We start from the raw sequence: 23,006 nt of genomic DNA, 5'->3' as shown, positions 1-23,006 counted from the left end.
TTTTAATTTGTTTCAACAAGTTAACTGGGTTATTAATGTGTAATCTACACACTAGCTACTTCCAGCTCGTCTTGATGAGGTGCGTATTATAGACGGTTTAACTTTTGTGTCAACCCGTTTTATTAATGTTTTTAAACTTATTTTAATAGATGAATAAATCTGTATTTCTTTCAACGGGTTATGATTTAGGGTTCTTTATCTTCTTAAGTACTAGTGTGCAATACGACTTAATTCAACAATATTTAGTAAAGGTAAGCTTTACCTAATCCTCATAACTGGACTTATTCATCTTGATATTCTTACATATTTCTCTTGAGCAAATTATCCCTAATATTTTTGAATGTTGATATTCACATAATTAGCACTATATAGAAGCTAAGTTGTTTGGGGTTATATGATTCTTTCAATATATTGTCCTATATAGTGCAGTATTTGATACTACTTTTATCATAAGATATGGCTCTTATATTAGTCGTCGCGCAATCCCTTGATATCTAGTGTTGAGAGACGGTTTTTGCTATAATAGGTATTTTGCTGCATTACTTATATATGTTGGCTGTTATATTGCTTCTATAGCGAAATGCGTTTTGCTGCAATGCTATTGATTAACTGGCTTTAGGCCTTACATTGGTCCTAGCATATATAGTCATAGTAAGACTCTAGGTAATGCATCCCTCTCACAACATATCACGATGATTAGATATAATTGATGTGGTCTCACGGTTATATGATTGATGGTTGCAATCATCACTGCCAACGGACCCAATAATAGGCGAATAGATTATGGTAGCGATTACTTTACCCGATGGTAGTGTAAAAGACTTTGAAGGTCATACAACAGTCATGGAAGTGGCGCAAAGTATTGGGACAGGACTCGCTAAAGCGACGGTTGCTGGACGTGTAAATGGTCATCTAGTAGATGCACATGATCCTATCGTCGCTGATGCCAATGTTGAAATCGTAACGCCAAAAGACGACGATGGTGTCGATATTATCCGTCACTCATGTGCTCACCTATTAGGTCATGCTGTTAAACAGCTCTACCCTGATGTAAAAATGGTCATTGGTCCTGTCATTGATGATGGTTTTTATTATGATATCTTTAGTGAAACGCCGTTTACACCTGAGCATATGGAAGCGATTGAAAAACGCATGATGGAGCTGATCAAGCAAGATTATGACGTTATTAAAAAAATGACGCCACGTGCCGAAGCGATTGAGATATTTGAATCACGTAACGAAGACTATAAGCTAAAGCTTATTAATGATATGCCAGGTGAAGAAGCCTTTGGTTTGTATCATCACCAAGAATACGTCGATATGTGCCGTGGCCCGCATGTGCCAAACACGCGCTTTTTGAAAGTATTCAAACTGACCAAAATGTCAGGTGCTTATTGGCGCGGCGATGCGAAAAACGAGCAGTTACAGCGTATCTATGGTACTGCGTGGGCTGATAAGAAACAGTTAAAAGCTTATATTCAGCGTATTGAAGAAGCAGAAAAACGTGATCATCGTAAAATCGGTAAAGCGCTAAATCTATTTCATATGCAAGAGCAAGCACCAGGTATGGTGTTCTGGCATGCTAATGGTTGGACGATTTATCAAGTACTTGAGCAATATATGCGTAAAGTACAATACGATAATGGCTACGAAGAGATTAAAACTCCTCAAATCGTTGATCGCAGCTTGTGGGAGCGCTCAGGACATTGGGGCAACTACGCAACCAATATGTTCACGACTTCTAGTGAAAACCGTGATTATGCGGTAAAACCGATGAACTGCCCTTGTCACGTGCAAGTATTTAATCAAGGACTAAAGTCTTACCGTGATCTCCCATTGCGTATGGCTGAATTTGGTTCTTGTCATCGTAATGAGCCGTCAGGTTCATTGCATGGTTTGATGCGTGTACGTGGTTTTACTCAAGATGATGCGCATATCTTCTGTACGCAGGCACAGATTCAACAAGAAGTCGCTGACTTTATTAAGCTAACGCTTGCGGTCTATGAAGATTTTGGCTTTGATAATATCATTATGAAACTGTCTACCCGCCCTGAAAAACGTGTTGGTAGTGATGAGTCTTGGGATTTTGCAGAAAAGGCTCTAGCAGATGCGCTTGATAGCTCAGGACTAGACTGGGATTACTTACCTGGCGAAGGTGCATTCTATGGTCCAAAGATTGAGTTCAGTCTAAAGGATTCATTAGGACGCATTTGGCAGTGTGGCACCATTCAGGTTGATCCAAACATGCCTGAACGACTAGATGCTGAGTTCGTCAATGAGCAAAACGATCGTGAAGTACCTATTATGTTGCACCGTGCAATCTTAGGTTCGTTTGAGCGTTTCATCGGTATTTTGATCGAAAACTACGCAGGTTGGATGCCAGTATGGCTAGCACCACAGCAAGTTGTGGTCATGAACATCACTGATAAACAAGCTGATGCATGTGAAAACGTGGTTAGCGAGCTTAAAAATGCAGGTTTGCGCGCTATTAGCGACTTGCGTAACGAAAAGATTGGATTTAAGATACGAGAGAAAACATTAGAACGTATTCCCTATATGCTAGTATTAGGGGATAAAGAAGTCGAATCGGGCAGTGTTAACGTCCGAACTCGCGAAGGTGAGAACCTTGGCGTGATGAGTGTTTCTGAATTTATTACATTAGTACAGACCGCTGTCAGTAAAAAAGGCCGACAGACCCCAAAAACAGATGAGGAGTAATACCTATTAAACAGTCCAACCGTTTGAACATCAACGAAGATATCAATGTCAAAGAAGTCCGTCTCGTTAAAGAAGATGGCGAGCAAATGGGCGTGGTTGATATCGCAACCGCGATGAAAGCGGCACGTGATGAAAATCTAGATTTGGTTGAATTAGTTCCTGAAGCTAAGCCGCCAGTATGTAAGATCATGGATTATAAGCATTTCCTCTATGATCAAAAGCAAAAGGCTAAAGAAGCTAAGAAAAACCAAAAGCAGACTCAGCTTAAAGAGATGAAGCTACGTCCTAGTACCGAAGAGGCCGATTATCAGGTTAAACTGAGAAAAATCGTGAGCTTCTTGGAAGATCAAGACAAAGTTAAAATTAGCATCCGTTTCCGCGGACGTGAAATGGCGCACCAAGATATCGGTCGCAAACAACTTGATCGTATCATTGAAGATACTGCTGATATCTCAAACGTCGAACAGTACCCTAAGATGGAAGGTCGTCAGATGGGTATGCTGCTTGGACCCACTAAGAAAAAGTAATCTGTCTATTGGATTGCTTTGAGTGGTGGCTGTTAGTCTATATAGCTATTTATAACTCTAACCATCAATATGCTGCGGGATATTGATGGTTTTTTATTATCTAGGTTCAAAAACTGCTGTAATAAACATAGCTATATTGAACATAAATACCCTAGCATTATTGACTGACGCTATTTTACAAAATCTACCTTCTCAACTTTCTGATTACACGGTAATCTAAAGGTCTAGTGATATTTACTAGTCAGTATTTAGCAGTAACTAGTGATTATTTGATAGAAATTAGTATGAGCTAAAGACAAATCTATAAATATATAAAAGCTAAGTGTATAAATAAAAACAATGTATATCACGGCTGTCAGCGTCGTTGACAAAAAACACTTCCCTTCTCCGATATCAGAGGATATTTCATGCAAGAATTGACGCCACCAGAAAACGCTACAACTCCCAGTATCTCTCTAACAGCACCTGAACCTGTCAAAGAAATACAGAAAAGTGAAGCAGATCAGATGGTCAAATTGGATGAAAGCCAAATTCCTGAGCTCGATGCCAAGGTTGATGCTTTTGTTGATCATGTGCTTACCAACTCTGTGCATAGCGATGAGTTTCGACAGAATGTGCAGTCTATTCATAATCTAGGTACCAAAGAGATTCGTGAATCTGCACAAGTATCTAACCGAATGTTAGATTTGCCCGCAAAAAGTCTGAATGACAGCTTATTCGACAACTCTCCTATTGCTAAATCGCTAACGGAACTACGTGGTATTGTTGAAGACTTAGATCCGAGCAAAAAAGAGCTAACCAGCTCACGCAAGCTGTTCGGTCTCATTCCATTCGGTAATAAAGTACAAGATTATTTCCGTCAGTATGAGTCAGCGCAGTCGCACATCAATGCCGTTGTGACTAGTCTCTACAATGGTAAAGACGAATTGCTTAAAGACAATGCGATGATTGAGCAAGAAAAAGTAAATATGTGGGAGCTGATGCAGTCTATTCGTCAATATGTCTACGTTGGCAAAAAGATTGATGAGCAACTTGAGCAAAAGGTCTATGCGATAGAAGCAACAGATCCTGAAAAAGCGCGCATTATTAAAGAAGAGATGTTGTTCTATGTCCGTCAAAAAAACACTGACTTTCTAACTCAGTTAGCCGTGAATGTACAAGGTTATTTGGCGCTTGATACCATTCGCCGTAATAACCTAGAGCTGATCAAAGGTGTCGATCGCGCAACCACGACCACAGTGTCAGCTTTACGCACGGCTGTTGTCGTCGCACAAGCAATGACCAATCAAAAATTGGTACTAGATCAAATCACTGCATTGAATAAAACCACCAGTAGTTTGATTGAATCAACCTCAGCCATGCTCAAACGTCAGTCAGGTGAGATTCACGAACAGGCGACTAGCAGTAGTATTGAGCTTGATAAACTGCAAAATGCCTTCAATAATGTCTATGACACTATGGATATGATTAGTAATTACAAAATTGAAGCGCTAGAGAATATGAAGCAAACGGTCAATACACTGACCACTGAAGTAGATAAAGCACAAAAATACTTGGATAAATCGAATCAGACTACGGTATTAGAAGTCTCAAAAGAGTTGGATAGTAAAAAAATCACTAACCAATCTAGCAGTGTCGATATCGATATTTGATTTATCCCTATAGCGGTCGTCAGAAAACTGACCGCTTCCTGCTACCGAATACACATAAGACAATTGACGCAAGATATTGCAACGTCGTTCGTGTTAAGATAGCCACTATTAATAATTTTAAAAATAGATACGGTAATTTATGAGTTGGAATGATCCAAACGCCTCAAGTGAGGCAAAAAAATATGACAACCCGATTCCTAGTCGTGAGCTGATACTCAGCACGATTAACGAGCATGGGGAAGTTACGCATCAACAATTGGCAAAAGCCTTTAACATTGATGATCCTGATCAGTTTGATGCTTTGGGCAATCGCCTAAAAGCAATGGCGCGTGATGGCCAAGTAAATCGTGATGGTCGTCCTTATCGCTATCGCACAGTGACTAAGCAAGATATCGTCTCAGGTACAGTTTCTGCACATCCAAAAGGTTTTGGATTTGTGGTGCTAAGTGATATGCCAGATTTGTTTTTACATGAAAAACAAATGCGCTGGGTATTCAATGGCGATACAGTAGCAGCCGTCGGCACTTCAACAGACAATCGTGGACGTACCGAAGGGCGTATCGTTGATGTTATCGAACGTCGTCAAAACAACTTTATTGGTACACTTGCTCGTGATGAAGACGGCTATTGTGTTGAGCTTGGTAGCCCGAACAATCATCAGCCGATTACGGTTACTGATGACAATGTTCAGGCGCTAAATATCAAGCAAGGCGCTCCTGTCAAAGTCGATATCATTGACTGGCCAAACCAGCATGAATTTGCCACTGGAAAAATCACTGAAGTGCTGTCTGATGACAATGATCGTGAATTGATTATTGAGACTACCCTGCTCAACTATGATATTCCATCAGATTTTAGCGAAGCTGCGCTTAAGCAAGCTGATGACTATCAAGAGCCAACTGAGAAAGACATAAAAGGCCGTACAGATATACGTCATCTACCGCTTGTCACTATCGATGGCGAAGATGCTCGTGACTTTGATGATGCTGTATTTGCTGAAAAGCGTTCTGGTGGTAACTACCGTGTTGTGGTTGCGATTGCGGATGTCAGCTATTATGTGACACCGAATTCACCACTTGACCAAGATGCCTATGAGCGTGGTACTTCAGTATACTTCCCGCATCGCGTGATTCCAATGTTGCCTGAAGTGTTATCTAACGGTCTATGTTCATTGAACCCTAATCTAGATCGCTTATGTATGGTTGCTGATATCAAGATATCGCGCGCCGGTAAAGTGACTGGATATGAGTTCTATCCATCAGTGATGCACTCACAAGCCCGTCTAACTTATAATCAAGTAAATGATTATCTTGTGAATCCGAATGATAAGAGATTACCTAAATCATTAACGGGTAATAAAGACGTTAAAAAATCTGTTGATACGTTACATCAATTGTATGAGCTACTGCTTAAGAAGCGTGAAGAACGTCATGCAATGGAATTTGAAACGGTTGAAACGTATATCAAGTTCAACGAAAAAGGCGGAATCGAAGCGATTTTACCGCGCACTCGTGGCGACTCTCAGAAGCTAATCGAAGAGTGTATGCTCCTTGCCAATACTTGTGCGGCAAATTTCGCGCTTAAGCATGAGTTACCAGTTTTGTATCGTAACCATGATAAGCCTGATAATGAGAAGTCGATGCGTATTCATGAATATGCGAAAAACTTTGGCTTACCATTCCCAGAAGAGAATCCAACTCAAGCGGATTATCAGCGCATCATCGAAGCGACTAAAGATAGACCAGATGCCATCAGTATTCATAGCATGCTACTGCGCTCAATGATGCAAGCAAACTATGCACCTGACAATATTGGTCACTTTGGTCTAGCATATGACGAATATAGCCACTTTACCTCGCCAATTCGCCGTTATCCAGATTTGATGCTGCATCGCGCGATTAAAGCGAAAGTCACTAATAGCCCACAGCCTGTTATGGATTTTTCTCTTGAAGGTGCTGGTACACAAACATCAGATACAGAACGCCGTGCAGAAAAAGCATCACGTTATGTAGAGTCTTGGCTCAAGTGTCACTATATGACCGATCATGTCGGGGAAGAGTTCGAAGGCGTTGTGACTACGGTTACTAGCTTTGGTCTATTCGTCACATTGACTGACTTATATATCGATGGTTTGGTTCATATCTCAAACGTTGGCGATGACTTCTTTGTCTACGATGAGCAGCAACAGCAGCTTATCGGTAAAGATAAAGGCACACTATTTGGACTGGGCGATTCAGTTAAAGTGAAGGTTGCGGGTGTCAATATGGATCTGCTACAAATTGATTTTGATTTGAAGGCTAAATTGCAATCTAGTGCAATGAACCAAAGCAAGAAAGGTCAACCGAAGAAAGAGCAGCCTAAGAAAACTCCAGCGAAAAGAAGCAGTAACCGCAGAGGTGCTGCCAAAAAAAGCTAAGCTTAGACTGATACTTGGATACTGATGTTGTAATACAATAAAAAAGGCTAACGTAATCGTTAGCCTTTTTTATGCTGTGTACTTTTCAATCATCAATGACATAGCTATTTATTGTGCCTATTGCGCATCGTCCAATTGGTCTACACGGTCTTGTTCGGCTTGCTGCGCTTGGTCAATTTTACTGGTCGCACTATCTACAATAGCTTTCGGCTGTTGACTAAGTGGCTGGCTAGTAATATCTGTATCAGAGCTAGCTACTGTAGAATCAGGCTGTTCAGCCGCTACACTACTGGTTGCAATCTCTCTATTTTGTTCGCGACTATTGCCATTGATAATGTTAAAGCCAAGCAATGCCACAATACCAATTATTGCAAAGATAATAACGTGTTTCATTTCCATAAAAAGCCCCGTATTTGAATAACCACCAAATATAGATTCTGTTGCACTTTTTATGCCTAAATCTTATTTAACGTCTAGTACCTATTCTTGCGGGCTATTATTATTCAATAAGTCAGTCTCATCTGAGCTTTGAGCAATCTCTTGCTCGACTTTTTCCATCAGCTTATCGTCAGGACGGGCGTCGAGAACCTCATTAGCACTGCGACCTTGTAAAATGGTTTTGGCTCGAGCCTTGGCTTGTTTTTTATCTTGGTCATCCGTATGACTCCCGCTGACCTGATTTGTTTCAGCAGGTTCAGGAATCGACGGCGTAATCGTTATATCAGATTGAACATTATTAGCATTGTTGGCACTGCTTTGCATGTGTTCAAAGGCTTTTTCTAACTTGTTGTTAAAGCGCAGACGATAAATAGGCTCAGGTAAGCTAAAGCCTTTATCTTCTAGTGCATGCTTGGTCTCACGAATGGCGATACTGCGTGCTTTGGCAAAGTCGGTCTCTGATTGATCTACCCAAACCTGAAATTCCAAAACAATATTAGAATCACCGACATTGGTAATGACCGCAATTGCCTTAGGCTCATCCAACACAAACGCCAGCGTATGTATCGCATCCAATCCGACTTTGATTGCGGCTAATGGATCATCATTGGCATCAACGCCCAATTCAAAAGTAAATCGACGCTCAGGGTTTTTGGTGTAATTTAGAATGGTACCTTTAAAGACTTCAGCATTAGGAATGCGCAGCTGATTACCATCTAATGTCATCAGTATCGTCGCGCGCGAGGTCAAGCGAACCACGATTCCCTCTTGTCCATTAATCACGATATGATCACGGGCACGAAAAGGTTGGCGAATGCTCAGCATTAATGAAGCGATATAATTCTCGATAGTGTCTTTGACTGCGAAGCCAACCGCAATACCAATGACACCTGCCCCACCAAGCAATGTGCCTAAAATAGTCTCTGCACCTATTAGACTTAGTCCTAGAATCAGACCAAAGATAATAAAGATGACTTTGACCGTTTGCGACAGCAGCTCAGCGACAAATGGATTGGGCGTCAGACGTTGCCACATCTTTTTGCGATTAGATAACCAGCTGCCAAACCATGCTACCAAGGCAAATATAACAATGCCGACCAATAGTAGTGGCAGAGCCTTCACAAGATTAGTCACCTGCGCTTTTAAACCTTGATAGACTGTTGAGACATTCTCTTGAACATCTAGTGTGCGGTTAATTCTGTCTTCTACAGTGACGACATCTGTTAGTCGGTTGGTTAAGTTAATCGCTTGCTGTGCTTTTTTTTCGTTGGCTGTTTCTCCCGTTAGGGTAACGACCCCTTGGGTGACACTAACATTGACGGCTTGTAAGCCTTCGATTTCAGAGAAGATACCGCTGATACGTTGACGAATATCGTTGTCTTTTTGTGGTGTGGGTGTGGTCTCGATTTGAGCATTATTAGTGCTTTCGCCACTGATTACTGGCGGTGGATCAGGCGTTGGCAATGAGCTGGCAGGTTCTGTGGTTTCACCTGTTGATGTCTCATTTTCTGATATAGCAGAATCATCGTTAGATATGCTTTCCTCTGTTGTCTCTACACCTTCAGTTGTCTCTATACCTAGTGCTGCTGCGATACCAGAAACTTCTTCACTGGCAGCATGCGCTGAAAATGCAAAAAGGATGCTTAGTAGCAACACCATTTGACCCCACGCTTTTATAGAACTGCGTATTATTGGACGGTCAATGTAAGTGGCCATAAGCATCCTTTATTTTTACGGATTTTTCTCGCTTAGCTTGTTGCTGATAATTAGCTGTCTGATTTTAGCTGCCTAGCTTTATTTAGCTATCTAAGTAAAGCTGCGCTGCGCTCAAGTTCAACGTGCCTTCGTAGATAGCGCGACCAGTGATGATACCTTCGATACAATCACCATACGGCTTTAACAGCTCAATATCTTTCATATCAGTAACGCCACCTGATGCAATCACAGGTAGTCCGCCTTCACGCGCTAAATTAACGGTTTGTTCAACGTTGACGCCTTGCATCATGCCATCGCGAGCGATATCAGTATAAACGATTGACGACACGCCTACATCTGCAAAGCGCTTAGCAAGTTCGGTCGCTTTGGTATCTGTCACGTTTGCCCAGCCATGAGTGGCTACCATACCGTCTTTGGCGTCGATACCGACGATGATGTGCCCTGCAAATTCGCGACAAGCTTCAGCGACAAAATCAGGATCTTCAACAGCTTTTGTACCGATAATGATATACGTCAAACCTGCGGTAATATACTGCTCGATAGTGTTCATATTACGTACACCACCACCCAATTGAATAGGCAGGTTCGGATAGGCTTTGGTGATATCATTGACCACTTGTCTATGTACTGGCACGCCATCAAAAGCACCATTCAAATCGACCAAATGTAAGCGACGCGCGCCTTCATCTACCCAACGCGCTGCCATAGCAACCGGATCATCAGAGAACACCGTATCATCTTCCATACGGCCTTGTTTTAAACGTACACACTTACCATCTTTTAAATCAATAGCCGGGATAATGACAGGCACAGCACACATATAGCATTCCTTATAAAGCACAAGATTGGCAATAAATTTAGTAAATTAAAATTTTGAGAATGAAACGTTATCGAAGCATCAAATAACGAGAGAAAACGCTGCTTAAAAGTAGCATAAATTATGGACAGATCGAAAACCAAGACATCGCTAAGTTAGCAATCTGTTTGAATACAAATAAGAAAGACAGAAACTAGACAATCATAACCATAAGTTTTAGTACGTAGAATCACTACCAACAATCGTTAAATTCTATTACTGACTGGCAATTTTAGGTCAATTTAGCGTATAATCCTAGGTAAATTTTTATTTGTTTCTATGTGATAGTAACCATGTGTTACGCTTTTTGTTGAGTTGTTACAACTCACTAATACAGCATGGTGATCAGGATGGATCGAGCAATCGCTCAATACGCCAATAAAATATTGGCTAAGAAATTGCTAAAAAGGACTATCTGAAAAAATCTCAACCAATAGTCTCTAAACCATCGATTCTGCGGTATTTAACCTTAATTAGATGTCTTGCAAGTCCCTATCACTAGCTAACTATATTAAAACCGTTACGATTAAAACTATAGCAGCTTATAATAAGTGAGGTTTGCTTATCAGTTGCTTAGCTAGTTTGTCTTTTAACCAGTATATCATCTACCTTAATAGATCGTTATTTGGCCACACTCTTATTCTATCGAATACTTTTAGACGGTATTAGTGAACGAGAGATGGTCAAACATACTGGTGTTACAAGTTTTAAATTTCAATGAAACGTGTGATAAAGCCATTTGTATTTAAACCAGTCTCTTTTAGCCATGTGCTGTAGCGATTGGTTTCGATGAAGCGGTTTTAGCATACACCTTGGTAGCCAGTCGCCACTTTGGTAATTCGAATAAGACATTAACGTGTTGTTAAGGAGTCTAAGGTCAGCGTTAATACTCTTACTAGTAGTTATGATCATGTATTGTCTTCACAGAGCTTTCATCCCTATTTCACTATAAAGGAAATAGACGATTGAAGGCTTTATTGAGTGATACAAATGTTCATGCTACCGATATACCAAACAGGACGTCTGGTATCGTTTTAGACTATGGACTAAGTTTTCGCTTATGATTACCATCAAAAAAGGTTTGGATTTGCCCATCACTGGTGAACCCTCCCGCGAGATATCTGAGCACCAACCGACACATGTAGCACTTGTTGGCTATGATTATGTGGGTATGAAGCCCACTATGAACGTCAAAGAAGGTGACATTGTAGCCAAAGGTCAGCCCGTTTATGAAGACAAAAAACGTGTTGGCGTGATCTACACTGCCCCTGCTGCCGGTAAGGTCGTCGCTGTTAAACGTGGCGAACGTCGAGTGTTTGAGAGTCTTGTGATTGCGGTCGACCCAAATGGTGAAGAAGTAGACTTTGAGCGCTATGACTCACAGCAGCTTGCTGACCTAGACTCTGAAGTCGTTGAAACCCAACTGATTGCCTCTGGCGAATGGACCGCGTTCCGTACGCGTCCTTATAGCCGCGCACCCGAAATCGGCGCTCGTCCACATGCTATCTTTGTCACAGCAATGGATACTAATCCACTTGCCTTTGACCCGATGCTTGTGATCAATGAGCAGCTACAAGCGTTCAATGATGGACTTGCTGTATTATCTACGCTTAGTCCAAAGACCTTTGTCTGCCATCATGGCGATACCCAACTGACGCCAGTTACAAAAACTGCAGCAAATAACGTCACTGAGTATCATGGTTTTGCTGGTAAGCATCCAGCTGGTCTTGCTGGTACGCACATTCATTTCTTGCATCCTATCAGCCGCGGTGTGACCGTATGGACGATTGGTTATCAAGACGTGATTGCAATCGGTAAATTGTTCACGACAGGTCGTCTATATACTCGCCGCATGGTGAGCTTAGCAGGTCCTGCTGTCACCAACCCGCATTTGGTTATGACTGAACGCGGTGCTGATATTACTGCATTGACCAAAGGTAAACTGGCTGCTGGCGAAAACCGTATTATTTCAGGTTCAGTATTGTCTGGTCGCAAAGTGTTTGAAAACATCGCCTATCTGGGTCGTTTTCACAATCAGATCAGCGTATTGACTGAAGGCCGTGAGCGTCCTGCGTTCCATTTCTTTACTCCAGGTAAAAACCGCTTCTCAAAACTGCCTATCTATATTTCGCAGTTCTTTGGTGGCAAAAAGTACGACTTTACTACGACAAGTAACGGCTCACCACGAGCGATGGTACCAATCGGTGTCTACGAAGAAGTCATGCCACAAGATTACCTACCAACTCAATTACTACGTGCATTGATTGTCGAAGACATCATTAGCGCCGTAGATTTGGGCGTGCTTGAACTGGACGAAGAAGATTTGGCACTATGCACCTTTGTATCTCCTGGCAAATATGAATTCGGTGATATTTTGCGTGATAACTTAACGCGCATTGAGCTGGAGGGCTAACCACGATGAAATTTTTACACAATATGTTCGATCGTATGGAGCCATCTTTCACCAAAGGCGGCAAACACGAAAAGTACTACGCTATTTTTGAGATGTTTGATACGTTCTTACGTCAACCAAGCTCAACCACTTATGCATCATCGCATGTACGTGACGGTATTGATCTAAAACGTATTATGATTACCGTATGGCTATGTACCTTCCCAGCAATGTTTTGGGGCATGTACAACATTGGTCATCAAGCACTAACCGCTATCGCTCAGCTTGGCTTACAGCCTGAAGGCTGGCGTACTGTAATCACTAGCATGGCAGGCTATAACCCAGACAGTATCTGGGCAAGCTTCGTCTATGGTGCGATGCAGTTTTTGCCTATTTATATCGTGACGTTTGCGGTAGGTATTCTCTGTGAGATTATCTTTGCTGTCGTCCGTGGACACGAAGTTAACGAAGGTTTCTTTGTGACTTCAGTTCTATTTGCATTATGTCTACCACCTGATATTCCTTTATGGCAAGTTGCCCTAGGTATTATCTTTGGTGTAGTCGTCGCAAAAGAAGTGTTCGGTGGTACTGGTAAAAACTTCCTTAACCCTGCCCTATCGGGTCGTGCATTCTTATACTTTGCTTATCCAGCCTATATGTCTGGTGACTCAGTATGGACAGCAGTAGATGGTTTCTCAGGCGCGACGCCACTTGGCCTTGCAGCCCTTGGTGTGGTTCCTCAGGACTTCGTCGATGTTTATGGTAATGCTATCACGTGGAGTGATGCATTCTTAGGTAACATGCAAGGCAGTATCGGTGAAGTATCGACACTAGCTATCCTAATGGGTGCTGCAGTGTTGCTATGGACGCGTATCGCTTCTTGGCGCATTATGGCAGGTTGTGTGGTCGGTCTGATTGCGACGTCTCTTGTGTTCAACATGATTGGCTCCGAAGACAACATGATGATGAGCTTGCCGTTCTACTGGCACTTGGTTATCGGTGGCTTTGCTTTCGGTGCTGTATTTATGGCAACCGATCCAGTATCAGCTGCGCATACAAATAAAGGCCGCTGGGCTTACGGTATCTTGATTGGTTTTATGACCGTATTAATTCGCGTCATCAACCCTGCTTTCCCAGAAGGCATCATGCTGGCCATTCTATTCGCCAACTTATTTGCTCCATTGTTTGATTACTTTGTGACTCAAGCAAATATCAAACGCCAAACCGCTCGGAGGGTTCGCTATGTCCAAGCCCAAAAGTAATAACGCGAAAACCATCAGTGTGGCTTTGACGCTATGCTTGGTGTGTTCAGTGTTGGTTTCAGCAGTGGCTGTTGGTCTAAAGCCTGCGCAAGTCGAAAACGCACGTTTAGATCGTAACAAAAACATCTTAGTTGCGGCTGACATGTATGATGCTGAGTCTGATACAGCAGATGATGTTGCCGAACGTTTTAAAGACTTTGAAGTCAAAATCATTGATTTAAACGAAGGTACTTATCTCGATGACGACGCGCTAAAAACTGCCGGTATCCCTGATCGTAATGCTTATGACGCCAGTCAAGCGACAAAAAACCAAGCTTTAAGTGAAGACTTGGGTGACAACGATCCTGCTGGTATTGGTCGTAAGCCAAAATATGCCAAAGTCTATGTCAAAAATGATGACGCAGGTCAGCCAGAAACGGTTGTATTGCCAATTCAAGGCTACGGTCTATGGGGCACTATCTATGGTTTCTTAACGCTCGAAAGTGATATGAATACCATCAAAGGTATCAGTTTCTATGAGCATAAAGAAACCCCAGGTCTGGGCGCTCGTATCGAAGAGCCAGAATGGCGTGCAAAGTGGAGCGGTATCGAGTCTTATGACGAGAATGGTAACGTTGCCACTGGTGTCACCAAAGCTGGTAACCCAAAAGAGAACTGGGTTGATGGCATCAGCGGTGCGACATTGACTAGCCGCGGCGTCAGCAACATGATTCAGTTTTGGTTAGGCGAGCAAGGTTATAAACCTTATCTAGATACGCTACGCGAAAAGAGCGGCCAAACGGTTAAAGGTGCAGACACGCAAGCAAATCAATCAAAGCTGGCAGCTCAACCTAAAACCGAATTGGCAGCCAAGCTACCAGTAGCAAACGGCAAGGAGGCATAACATGGCTGACACTAAAAGCATTTTAACCACGCCTATCTTTGATAATAACCCTATTGCCCTACAGATCCTTGGTATCTGTTCGGCATTGGCTGTCACCACCAGCATGGCTAACGCTATGGTCATGTGTGTAGCATTGACTTTGGTAACGGCATTTTCAAGCTTCTTTATCTCGATTATTCGTAAGCAGATTCCATCAAGCATTCGTATCATCGTACAGATGACGATTATTGCTTCATTGGTTATCTTGGTTGATCAGGTACTAAAAGCAGTTGCTTATGACGTCAGTAAGGGTTTGTCAGTTTTTGTTGGTTTGATCATCACGAACTGTATCGTTATGGGCCGTGCTGAAGCATTTGCTATGAGCAACCCACCAATCCCAAGCTTTTTGGATGGTATTGGTAACGGTCTTGGTTACTCAGCAGTATTACTATTCGTTGCAACTATCCGTGAGCTATTGGGTGCTGGTACTTGGTTCGGTATTACGATTCTACAGCCAGTTACTGATGGCGGTTGGTACATACCAAACGGTCTATTACTGTTACCACCATCAGCGTTCTTTATCATTGGTTTGTTCATCGCTGTTGTCCGTATCTGGAAACCAGAACAAGTTGAAGAAGCTGAGTTTGTAATGAAGCCGCAGTCTAAAGGCATGGCACATGGAGGCGGTCACTAATGGGACATTATGTTAGTTTATTTATAACCTCAGTCTTTATTGAGAACATGGCGCTTGCCTACTTCTTAGGCATGTGTACTTTTTTGGCCGTATCCAAAAAAGTCTCTACAGCGATTGGTCTAGGTGTTGCGGTTGTTGTCGTGATGGCAATTACCGTTCCACTAAACAATTTACTATTCCAGTTCATCCTAAAAGATGGTGCGCTGGCATGGGCAGGTTTCCCTGATATCGACTTGAGCTTCTTAGGATTGCTAAGTTATATCGGTTTGATTGCAGCCACCGTACAGATCCTAGAGATGTTCTTGGACAAGTTTGTACCGAGTCTATATAACGCGCTTGGGGTATTCTTACCACTAATCACCGTAAACTGTGCCATCTTAGGTGGTGTATTATTTATGGTTGAGCGTGACTATAACTTTGGTGAATCTGTTGTCTATGGTGTGGGTGCAGGCTTCGGTTGGGCACTTGCTATTACAGCATTGGCGGGTATCCGTGAAAAACTAAAATACTCAGACATTCCAGCACCGCTGCGTGGTCTTGGTATTACTTTTATCACGGTTGGTCTTATGTCGCTCGGCTTTATGTCGTTCGGTGGTATGTCCATCTAAACCGCTAAGCTCAAAGCTTTCATTAGCTATTTGACTTATTTAATTCATTTATTCGGTAGAGGTTTGGGTACAGCATAGATTATGCCTCCACACCCCTACCCCATAGATTAAGGATACCTACCATGGATTACGCTACGGCGATTGGTGGCGTTGCTATGTTTACCTTGATCATCATGGGCCTCGTCGCTATTATTTTGGCGGCGCGCTCAAGACTGGTCAGTTCAGGCGATGTCACTATCCATATTAATGATAATCCCGATAATGATGTGGTGACACCAGCTGGCGGCAAACTACTACAAACGCTAGCGGGCGAAGGTATATTTTTATCTTCAGCTTGTGGTGGTGGTGGTACTTGTGCGCAGTGTCGTTGCCGCGTTATTGAAGGTGGTGGTTCTATTTTGCCCACCGAAGAAGGCTACTTTACTCAAGGTGAAATCCGCAATCACATGCGCTTAGCTTGTCAGGTAGCTGTTAAGCAAGACATGAAAATTGAGATTGATCCTGAGTTCTTTGATGTACAGAAATGGGAATGTGAAGTTATCTCTAACGATAACGTTGCCACTTTCATTAAAGAGCTGGTACTAAAAATTCCAGAAGGCGAAGAAGTAAACTTCCGCGCTGGTGGTTATGTACAGTTGGAAGCGCCACCGCACGAAGTGCACTACAAAGACTTTGTGGTTGATGAAGAGTATAGAGAAGATTGGGAAAAATTCGGTATCTTCAACTATGTCTCAAAAGTTGATGAGCCTGTTATCCGTGCTTACTCAATGGCCAACTACCCTGAAGAGAAAGGTCTCATCAAGTTTAACATTCGTATCGCAAGTCCACCGCCACGTGGTCCTGACGGTATTCCACCAGGCAAAATGTCTTCATGGGTATTTAGCTTAGTACCTGGTGACAAAGTGACAGTTTCAGGTCCTTATGGTGAGTTCTTCGCCAAGAAGACCGAAGCTGAAATGATCTTTGTTGGTGGTGGTGCTGGTATGGCCCCAATGCGCTCGCATATCTTTGATCAGCTCAAACGTTTGAATACTGATCGTAAGATTAGCTTCTGGTATGGTGCTCGTTCTATTCGTGAGATGTTCTACGTTGAAGACTATGATCAGCTAGAAGAAGAGTTCGATAACTTTGAGTGGCATGTTGCACTGTCTGACCCATTACCAGAAGATAACTGGGAAGGTCCAACAGGCTTTATCCATAATGTATTGCTCGAAAACTATCTGAAAGATCATCCAAACCCAGAAGACTGTGAATATTACATGTGTGGGCCACCGATGATGAACGCTGCCGTCATCGACATGCTACACAGTATGGGCGTGGAAGACGAAAACATCATGCTTGATGATTTCGGTGGTTAAGTTAGATAATTAATCTAGCAAAGTAAGTTTAAGAATACAAAAGAGAGTCTCAATTGAGGCTCTTTTTTTGTGCGATTTTTACACATAGTAATGCCGTTACAGACTACAAATCTAGCTAGTAGAGTCGCTTTATTATCCTATATGATGGACTATCTAAACATTGAGAAAGGACTCTTATGAAAACGAAATACAAAGATTTAACTATTTGGATTACAGGTGCTTCTAGTGGTATTGGGCAAGCATTAGCCGTTGCATTCGCCAAGCGCGGAGCTAGAATAATTCTAAGTGGACGTGACAGTGATAAGCTAGAGGTGGTCAAAAACAGCTGCAAACGTGCTAACAAGCATATTGTCGTTCCTTTTGATATTAGCGATGCCAATCAAACCAAAGAAGCTTATGATACTGCTAAAGCTCAGGCTGGGAAAATCGACTGGCTCATCAATAATGCTGGTATCAGTCAGCGTTCGCTCATCATGGACACGGCTGAAGAAGTTGAACGTCAAATCATGGAAATAGATTACTTTGCTCAGACGCGCCTTACTAGACTTGCATTGCCTGACATGGTCTCACAAGGCGGCGGTAAAATAGTCATGGTATCGAGTGTGGCAGGCCTATTGGGTACACAATATCGCGGCGCTTATGGGGCAGCCAAGGCAGCGCTGCATATGTGGGCAAATAGTTTGCGTGCTGAGCTACATGACCAAGGTATCGAAGTAGCCACGATATTCCCCGGGTTTATCCAGACCAATATCTCTATCAATGCGTTGACTGGCGACGGTAGCGCACAGGGTACGATGGATGAGGCAACCAATAATGGTCTGACTGCGACTGAGTTTGCCAAACAAGTCGTGAAGGCGCTCACCAAGGGAGAGGAATATATCATCGTCGCTGGTCGTAAAGAAAAACTGGCCACACGAGTCAACCGCGTCTCTCCGCCAAAACTCTATAAGCTCATACGTGAGTCACAAGTGAAGTAAGCTACTTAACTGAACGAATTGTCGCTGAATGGTGCCTTCGTTGGTATTTTTGGGTTCAAGGGGTGTAAAATAAGCGTGGCTTGTTTTACACCTTACTCATTTCTACGCCATACCGAAAATATTATGAAAAACACTATATCCAGTTTATCTTCCAAAAAATCTCTGCACCTTACCTTAGTAAGCGTCGTCAGCCTTGCTAGTACTTTAGGACTCAGCGCTTGCCAGCAAACCCCAGACTATAATTATCTGATCGGTGAGACAATGGGAACGAGCTATCATATTAGCTATCAGTTGCCTGATGATGCGGACGAAGCTGCCATACAAGCTGCGGTAGACGAGCGCCTAAAACAAATTAACGATAGCATGTCTACTTATCAAAACGACTCAACGATATCTACATTCAATCGTTTAGGCAAAGATAAACCTATCACTATCGATGCTGATTTTAGTCGTGTGCTAGATGTCTCGCAAATTGTCTATCAGCAATCTGGCGGCGCTTTTGACCCTACTGTTATGCCATTAGTAAACACCTGGGGCTTTGGAAGTACCATGACAGTCGAGCGCCTACAAAGTCCGCCAACTGCCGTTGAGATTTCTCAAGCCAAGGCATTGGTCGATTTTGAGAGCATCATAAAGAAAGACGACACCATCTATAAAACCAAAGACGGCGTTGGTTTAGATTTTTCTGCTGTTGCCAAAGGTTATGGCGTCGATGTCATCGCTGACGTGTTGAGAGATGATTATCAAATTCGTAATTATATGGTTGAGATCGGCGGTGAAATTGCCACCTCTGGTGTGAATAACCAGCAGCAGCCATGGCAAATTGCGATTGACGCTCCTATTGAAGGCAGTACGGTCAGCGAACGTCAAACCATATCTGCTATTCGCCAACCAAAGAATACGGCTAGTCAAATGCATCTAGCGACCTCTGGCAACTATCGCAACTCTGTCATATTCGATGGCAAACGCTATAGCCATACTATCGATCCGACAACGGGTAACCCTATTGCAGGCGGTGCACCTTCAGTTACTGTCGCAGCTGATTCGGTTGCATTGGCGGATGCTTGGGCAACTGCCCTTACCGCGATGCCTTATCACAAGGCACTAGATGTCGCTAAAACACAAAATCTGGCGGCCATGTTCGTGGTACTAGCTGACGATGTAAAAGCAAAGAGTTCTGACGATATGTTCAACGAAGCTGCTGACGAAGCTACTGATGATAACATTGACGATTGGCAAGTGGTACAGACACCAGCGATGAAAGCGTTACGTGCTGATAAAAAGCTCTAAACGCTCTTCAAGCTCTAGATGGCACGATCTAAAGGCCACTGGTAAGTGATAGATGTGAAACAAGAGAATACGTTAACGCACAACGAGCCGCACTAAAATTTGTTATACTATTATACAGTTGTTATTAACGGTGCTTAGCTGTCATGAACTTAGGTAACACCACTAATAACTGCCCTATTTTTTAAAATGAGGTTTCCTCTATGCTTAGCCAACTGCTTCCTATGCTTGCCATTACTTTCACCGTATTTGTCCTATTCTTCATTTTTATGGGCGTCGGTTATATGGTCAAAAAAAAGCCGCTTAGAGGATCTTGTGGCGGTGTTGCCAAATTGATGGGCGATGAAAATTGCTCGTTTTGTGGCAATGATCCCAATAAGTGCGATTCACTAATCGCTGAACAGCAAGAGAATGCATTAAGAGCTGCTCAATTGGGTAAATCGGTTTAATAGCCTATTGGTTACCATACGTTGGTAGCATTTACCTGACATATGTTCTTATAATAGCGTCAAGTCATTCAAAAGTGACTTGGCGCTATTTTTATTGTGCGATAAGGCTGCTTATTTAAGATTGCTTATTATCGCCATCTCTTATCATCACGATTCTAAAGCCGTAACTCGAAGTAACCACACATATATTTTGACTAAGCTGCCTGCCAATTTAGCAAAGTCAGTTCAGCAAATTGTGTGTCTTACGCGCTACATATATTTTTCGGTCTAATTTACGATATCGCTTACCGTTTAGGTACGTGTCTGAGTAAATGCTCTCTGGTGTTATTTTATAAGCGGCAATTGCTTGACGCTGTTTAATAACGTGTTCTTTTTCGCTGTCATCGTTGTGCTGCTATGTCTACCTCGTCCAATCTATCTGCTTCATCTAGCCTGCCCTCCTCACGCTTTACCTTTTGGTTGGTGCTGTGTGCCATGATTCTGCTAGCCACCAATATGCGTGCACCTATCGTCGCGCTAGGTTCTATCGCCCCAGTGGTAAAGGACGCGCTTGATATCTCTGAGTTTCAGATAGGTTGGCTAGGGGCGGTTCCTATGCTGAGCTTTGCTGTTGGGGCTCTGATCTCCCCAACGATTGGCAAACGATTTGGGCTTGAGAACACACTGATTGCCATGATTGGACTGTTAACGGTAGGGATGATTATTCGTACCGTTATCCCGACATGGAGTGGGTTTTTAATTGGTACTTTGTTACTTACCCTCGCCATTGGCTTTGCTAATACGTTAGCAGCACCAGTCATTAAACAGCGTACCCCGCAACATATTCCGCTGATTACAGGGTTGTTTAGTTTAACGATGACCACAGCAGCAGGTATCGTCGCAGGTGTAGTACTACCATTATCGGAGCAAGTTGGTTGGCAGTGGGCATTGGGTGGTTGGACGATACTAGGTGTTTTTGCCTTTGTTATTTGGCTGTTCTTACGTGTACGTTTGGGTTCATCCAACCATCAAGCGGTTATCCCTGCGGCTTTAGGTTCTTCTGATATCTCTATGTGGCGAACCACCTTTGCGTGGCAGATTGCTATTTTTATGGGTTTGCAGTCATTATTGTTTTATACCGTTGCCAGTTTTTTACCGTCGATTTGGGTCAGTAAGGGACTATCCGCCGTCAGTGCTGGACAAATGGGTTCTGTATTTCAGTTTATGGCACCGGTTTCTATATTAAGTTTAACTTGGCTGGTCAATCGCGGCCGCCCTATTCAGGCGTTGGCGGTATTTGCTGCTGTGCTAAATGTCATTGGTATATTGGGCGTCAGTTATCTATCGACTGACTTGGCATGGCTATGGTCAGGCATGATGGGCATGGGCTGTTCAGCAATTTTTACCTTAAGCATGATGCTGTTCTCTATGCGTACTTATACGACCAATCAGGCAAGTGAGCTGTCTGGTATGGCTCAAGCAGTGGGTTATGTCATTGCGTTTTTTGGACCGTTAGGTACAGGTTTGTTGCACGAGATGACTGGTAGCTGGAGTATGCCGCTTTTTATTATGCTGATACTGATGATTGTCAACGTCGTGATTGCTTGGCTTGTTAGTCGTCCAGTGATGGTCGATGGCAAATCTATTTGATTGCTATCAGCTTTCATTTCTATCAGTTTTTGTGGTCTACAAGGCTATGATTGCTAACGCGCAATAAAGCAGCCTTAAATTAACCTTAGGGCAATATAGGTCACTGTCTTATTTTGCTATAGTCAGTTCAATATAACTTAGATACTTAATATAAGCTGGATAAAAAGATGGCGTGTGAAAGTACTACCAATAGTAGATTAAGCGAGCCTGACGAGTTATCCGACTGATACTGTATCTGTTTTAGATAGGATTTGACTATACACTGGTTTGATTGCATATAGGACATAACACCCATGATGAAATTTTCCTCTCGTTTTGCTCAGCGCTTGCCTGCTATTGCCATACTCGCAGCTGTAATGGCTATTAGTGGCTGTCAAAAAGATGCTGAAACCACATCTGCTACTGACACGCAGAGTACCAGTATTGAAGCGACTAACAGTCAAGCCAGCACTGCTCCAGTAGCAACTGAAACCGCAGCATCAACTGATCAACAAGTCAAATCCTCATCATTTACTATTTTAGCGCTTGGTGACTCACTGACAGAAGGTCTGGGAGTGGACAAAGACGACAACTATCCTGCTCAGTTAGAAGATCGTCTGCAAGAAATGGGCTATGCTAACGCCAAAGTTATTAACTCAGGTCTAAGCGGTGAAACCAGTACGGGATTGGTCAATCGATTGGACTGGGTATCGCAAACCAAACCCGACATCACCATATTGACTATTGGTGCTAACGATGCGATACGCGGTATCGATGTGGCCACAATTGAAGCCAATATTCGCACTGCGGTTAAGCACCTGCAAGACAATGGCAGTGTCGTCATCTTAGGTGGTATGTCGATCTATGACAATCTAGGCAGTGAATACGTTGCGGCATTCTCAGACATTTATCCTCGTATTGCCAAAGATATGAACTTGACGCTTATTCCGTTTTTCTTAGAGGGTGTCGGCGGTGACCGAGAGCTCAACCAAGCGGATGCGATTCACCCGACTAAAGAAGGCTATGAGATTATCGTTAATAACAATATCTTGCCTATTCTAGAGCCTAAGTTAAAAGAGTTAGAAGAGCTAGAAGAGTTAAAAACAGCTGATACCGATAACACAGCTACGACTGCTCAAGACAATACGACAAAAAATAAGACAAACGAGACTACTTAACGAGACCA

General features: G+C 42.8%; 18 protein-coding genes. 15 read left to right on the top strand and 3 right to left on the bottom strand.

What is annotated here, in order from left to right; all coding sequences use genetic code 11:
• Positions 1–783 precede the first annotated feature (783 nt).
• From thrS to rnr, 4 genes are all read left to right on the top strand, one after another.
• A complete protein-coding gene (gene thrS / locus ACIGBM_RS03565) occupies positions 784–2,718 on the top strand; it encodes a threonine--tRNA ligase (RefSeq protein WP_102091060.1) in 1,935 nt (644 codons plus the stop codon).
• Between the two features lie 23 nt (positions 2,719–2,741).
• Positions 2,742–3,245 (top strand): translation initiation factor IF-3, encoded by a 504-nt coding sequence (infC, locus tag ACIGBM_RS03560; protein ID WP_057762155.1) that lies wholly within the window; start codon positions 2,742–2,744, stop codon positions 3,243–3,245.
• Between the two features lie 407 nt (positions 3,246–3,652).
• Entirely contained in the window at positions 3,653–4,897 is a 1,245-nt protein-coding gene (locus ACIGBM_RS03555; RefSeq protein ID WP_134292655.1) for a toxic anion resistance protein, read from the top strand.
• A 139-nt stretch (positions 4,898–5,036) separates the two neighbouring features.
• Positions 5,037–7,313 carry a ribonuclease R gene (rnr, locus tag ACIGBM_RS03550; RefSeq protein WP_397476764.1) on the top strand — a complete coding sequence of 759 codons (2,277 nt, stop codon included), beginning with the start codon at positions 5,037–5,039 and terminating at the stop codon, positions 7,311–7,313.
• Positions 7,314–7,430: 117 nt separating this feature from the next.
• On the opposite strand, the gene ACIGBM_RS03545 is transcribed toward rnr, so the two are convergent.
• The 3 genes from ACIGBM_RS03545 to hisA form a co-directional block, all read right to left on the bottom strand.
• Entirely contained in the window at positions 7,431–7,712 is a 282-nt protein-coding gene (locus ACIGBM_RS03545) for a hypothetical protein (protein WP_397476763.1), read from the bottom strand.
• Between the two features lie 81 nt (positions 7,713–7,793).
• Complete coding sequence (locus ACIGBM_RS03540) at positions 7,794–9,467, bottom strand: mechanosensitive ion channel domain-containing protein (protein ID WP_397476762.1); 1,674 nt, start codon at positions 9,465–9,467, stop codon at positions 7,794–7,796.
• Positions 9,468–9,549: 82 nt separating this feature from the next.
• Entirely contained in the window at positions 9,550–10,287 is a 738-nt protein-coding gene (hisA, locus tag ACIGBM_RS03535) for a 1-(5-phosphoribosyl)-5-[(5-phosphoribosylamino)methylideneamino]imidazole-4-carboxamide isomerase (RefSeq protein WP_101204725.1), read from the bottom strand.
• 1,096 nt (positions 10,288–11,383) lie between these two features.
• On the opposite strand from hisA, the gene ACIGBM_RS03530 reads away from it, so the two are divergent.
• The 11 genes from ACIGBM_RS03530 (at position 11,384) to ACIGBM_RS03480 (ending at position 22,998) form a co-directional block, all read left to right on the top strand.
• The gene (locus tag ACIGBM_RS03530) at positions 11,384–12,736 is read left to right on the top strand and encodes a Na(+)-translocating NADH-quinone reductase subunit A (protein ID WP_397476761.1); all 1,353 of its coding nucleotides are present in this window, start codon (positions 11,384–11,386) and stop codon (positions 12,734–12,736) included.
• Between the two features lie 5 nt (positions 12,737–12,741).
• Positions 12,742–13,977: an NADH:ubiquinone reductase (Na(+)-transporting) subunit B gene (locus ACIGBM_RS03525; RefSeq protein ID WP_057762164.1), complete on the top strand. Its 1,236-nt coding sequence runs from the start codon at positions 12,742–12,744 to the stop codon at positions 13,975–13,977.
• Entirely contained in the window at positions 13,958–14,860 is a 903-nt protein-coding gene (locus ACIGBM_RS03520) for a Na(+)-translocating NADH-quinone reductase subunit C (RefSeq protein ID WP_397476760.1), read from the top strand. The genes ACIGBM_RS03525 and ACIGBM_RS03520 overlap by 20 nt, the downstream gene beginning before the upstream one ends.
• 1 nt (position 14,861) lies before the next feature.
• On the top strand, positions 14,862–15,533 hold the full coding sequence (locus tag ACIGBM_RS03515) for an NADH:ubiquinone reductase (Na(+)-transporting) subunit D (RefSeq protein ID WP_057762168.1): 672 nt from the start codon (positions 14,862–14,864) through the stop codon (positions 15,531–15,533).
• Positions 15,533–16,141: an NADH:ubiquinone reductase (Na(+)-transporting) subunit E gene (gene nqrE / locus ACIGBM_RS03510; RefSeq protein ID WP_011281361.1), complete on the top strand. Its 609-nt coding sequence runs from the start codon at positions 15,533–15,535 to the stop codon at positions 16,139–16,141. The genes ACIGBM_RS03515 and nqrE overlap by 1 nt, the downstream gene beginning before the upstream one ends.
• A gap of 122 nt (positions 16,142–16,263) precedes the next feature.
• Entirely contained in the window at positions 16,264–17,499 is a 1,236-nt protein-coding gene (gene nqrF / locus ACIGBM_RS03505; RefSeq protein ID WP_102078341.1) for an NADH:ubiquinone reductase (Na(+)-transporting) subunit F, read from the top strand.
• Positions 17,500–17,675: 176 nt separating this feature from the next.
• Positions 17,676–18,476, top strand: a complete 801-nt coding sequence (locus ACIGBM_RS03500) for an SDR family oxidoreductase (protein WP_397476759.1) — start codon at positions 17,676–17,678, stop codon at positions 18,474–18,476.
• 123 nt (positions 18,477–18,599) lie between these two features.
• Positions 18,600–19,766 (top strand): FAD:protein FMN transferase, encoded by a 1,167-nt coding sequence (locus tag ACIGBM_RS03495; RefSeq protein ID WP_397476758.1) that lies wholly within the window; start codon positions 18,600–18,602, stop codon positions 19,764–19,766.
• Positions 19,767–19,966: 200 nt separating this feature from the next.
• Complete coding sequence (gene nqrM, locus ACIGBM_RS03490; RefSeq protein WP_057762175.1) at positions 19,967–20,212, top strand: (Na+)-NQR maturation NqrM; 246 nt, start codon at positions 19,967–19,969, stop codon at positions 20,210–20,212.
• A 396-nt stretch (positions 20,213–20,608) separates the two neighbouring features.
• Complete coding sequence (locus ACIGBM_RS03485; RefSeq protein WP_397476757.1) at positions 20,609–21,841, top strand: CynX/NimT family MFS transporter; 1,233 nt, start codon at positions 20,609–20,611, stop codon at positions 21,839–21,841.
• A gap of 293 nt (positions 21,842–22,134) precedes the next feature.
• Positions 22,135–22,998, top strand: coding sequence for a GDSL-type esterase/lipase family protein (locus ACIGBM_RS03480; protein ID WP_397476756.1), 864 nt, complete (start codon positions 22,135–22,137; stop codon positions 22,996–22,998).
• The last annotated feature ends 8 nt before the right edge of the window (positions 22,999–23,006 follow it).

The sequence above is a fragment of the Psychrobacter sp. NPDC077938 genome, from assembly GCF_044542635.1.
Taxonomy (GTDB): domain Bacteria; phylum Pseudomonadota; class Gammaproteobacteria; order Pseudomonadales; family Moraxellaceae; genus Psychrobacter.
Note: the sequence above shows the minus strand (reverse complement) of the source record. Positions and strands in the feature narration are given on the sequence as shown.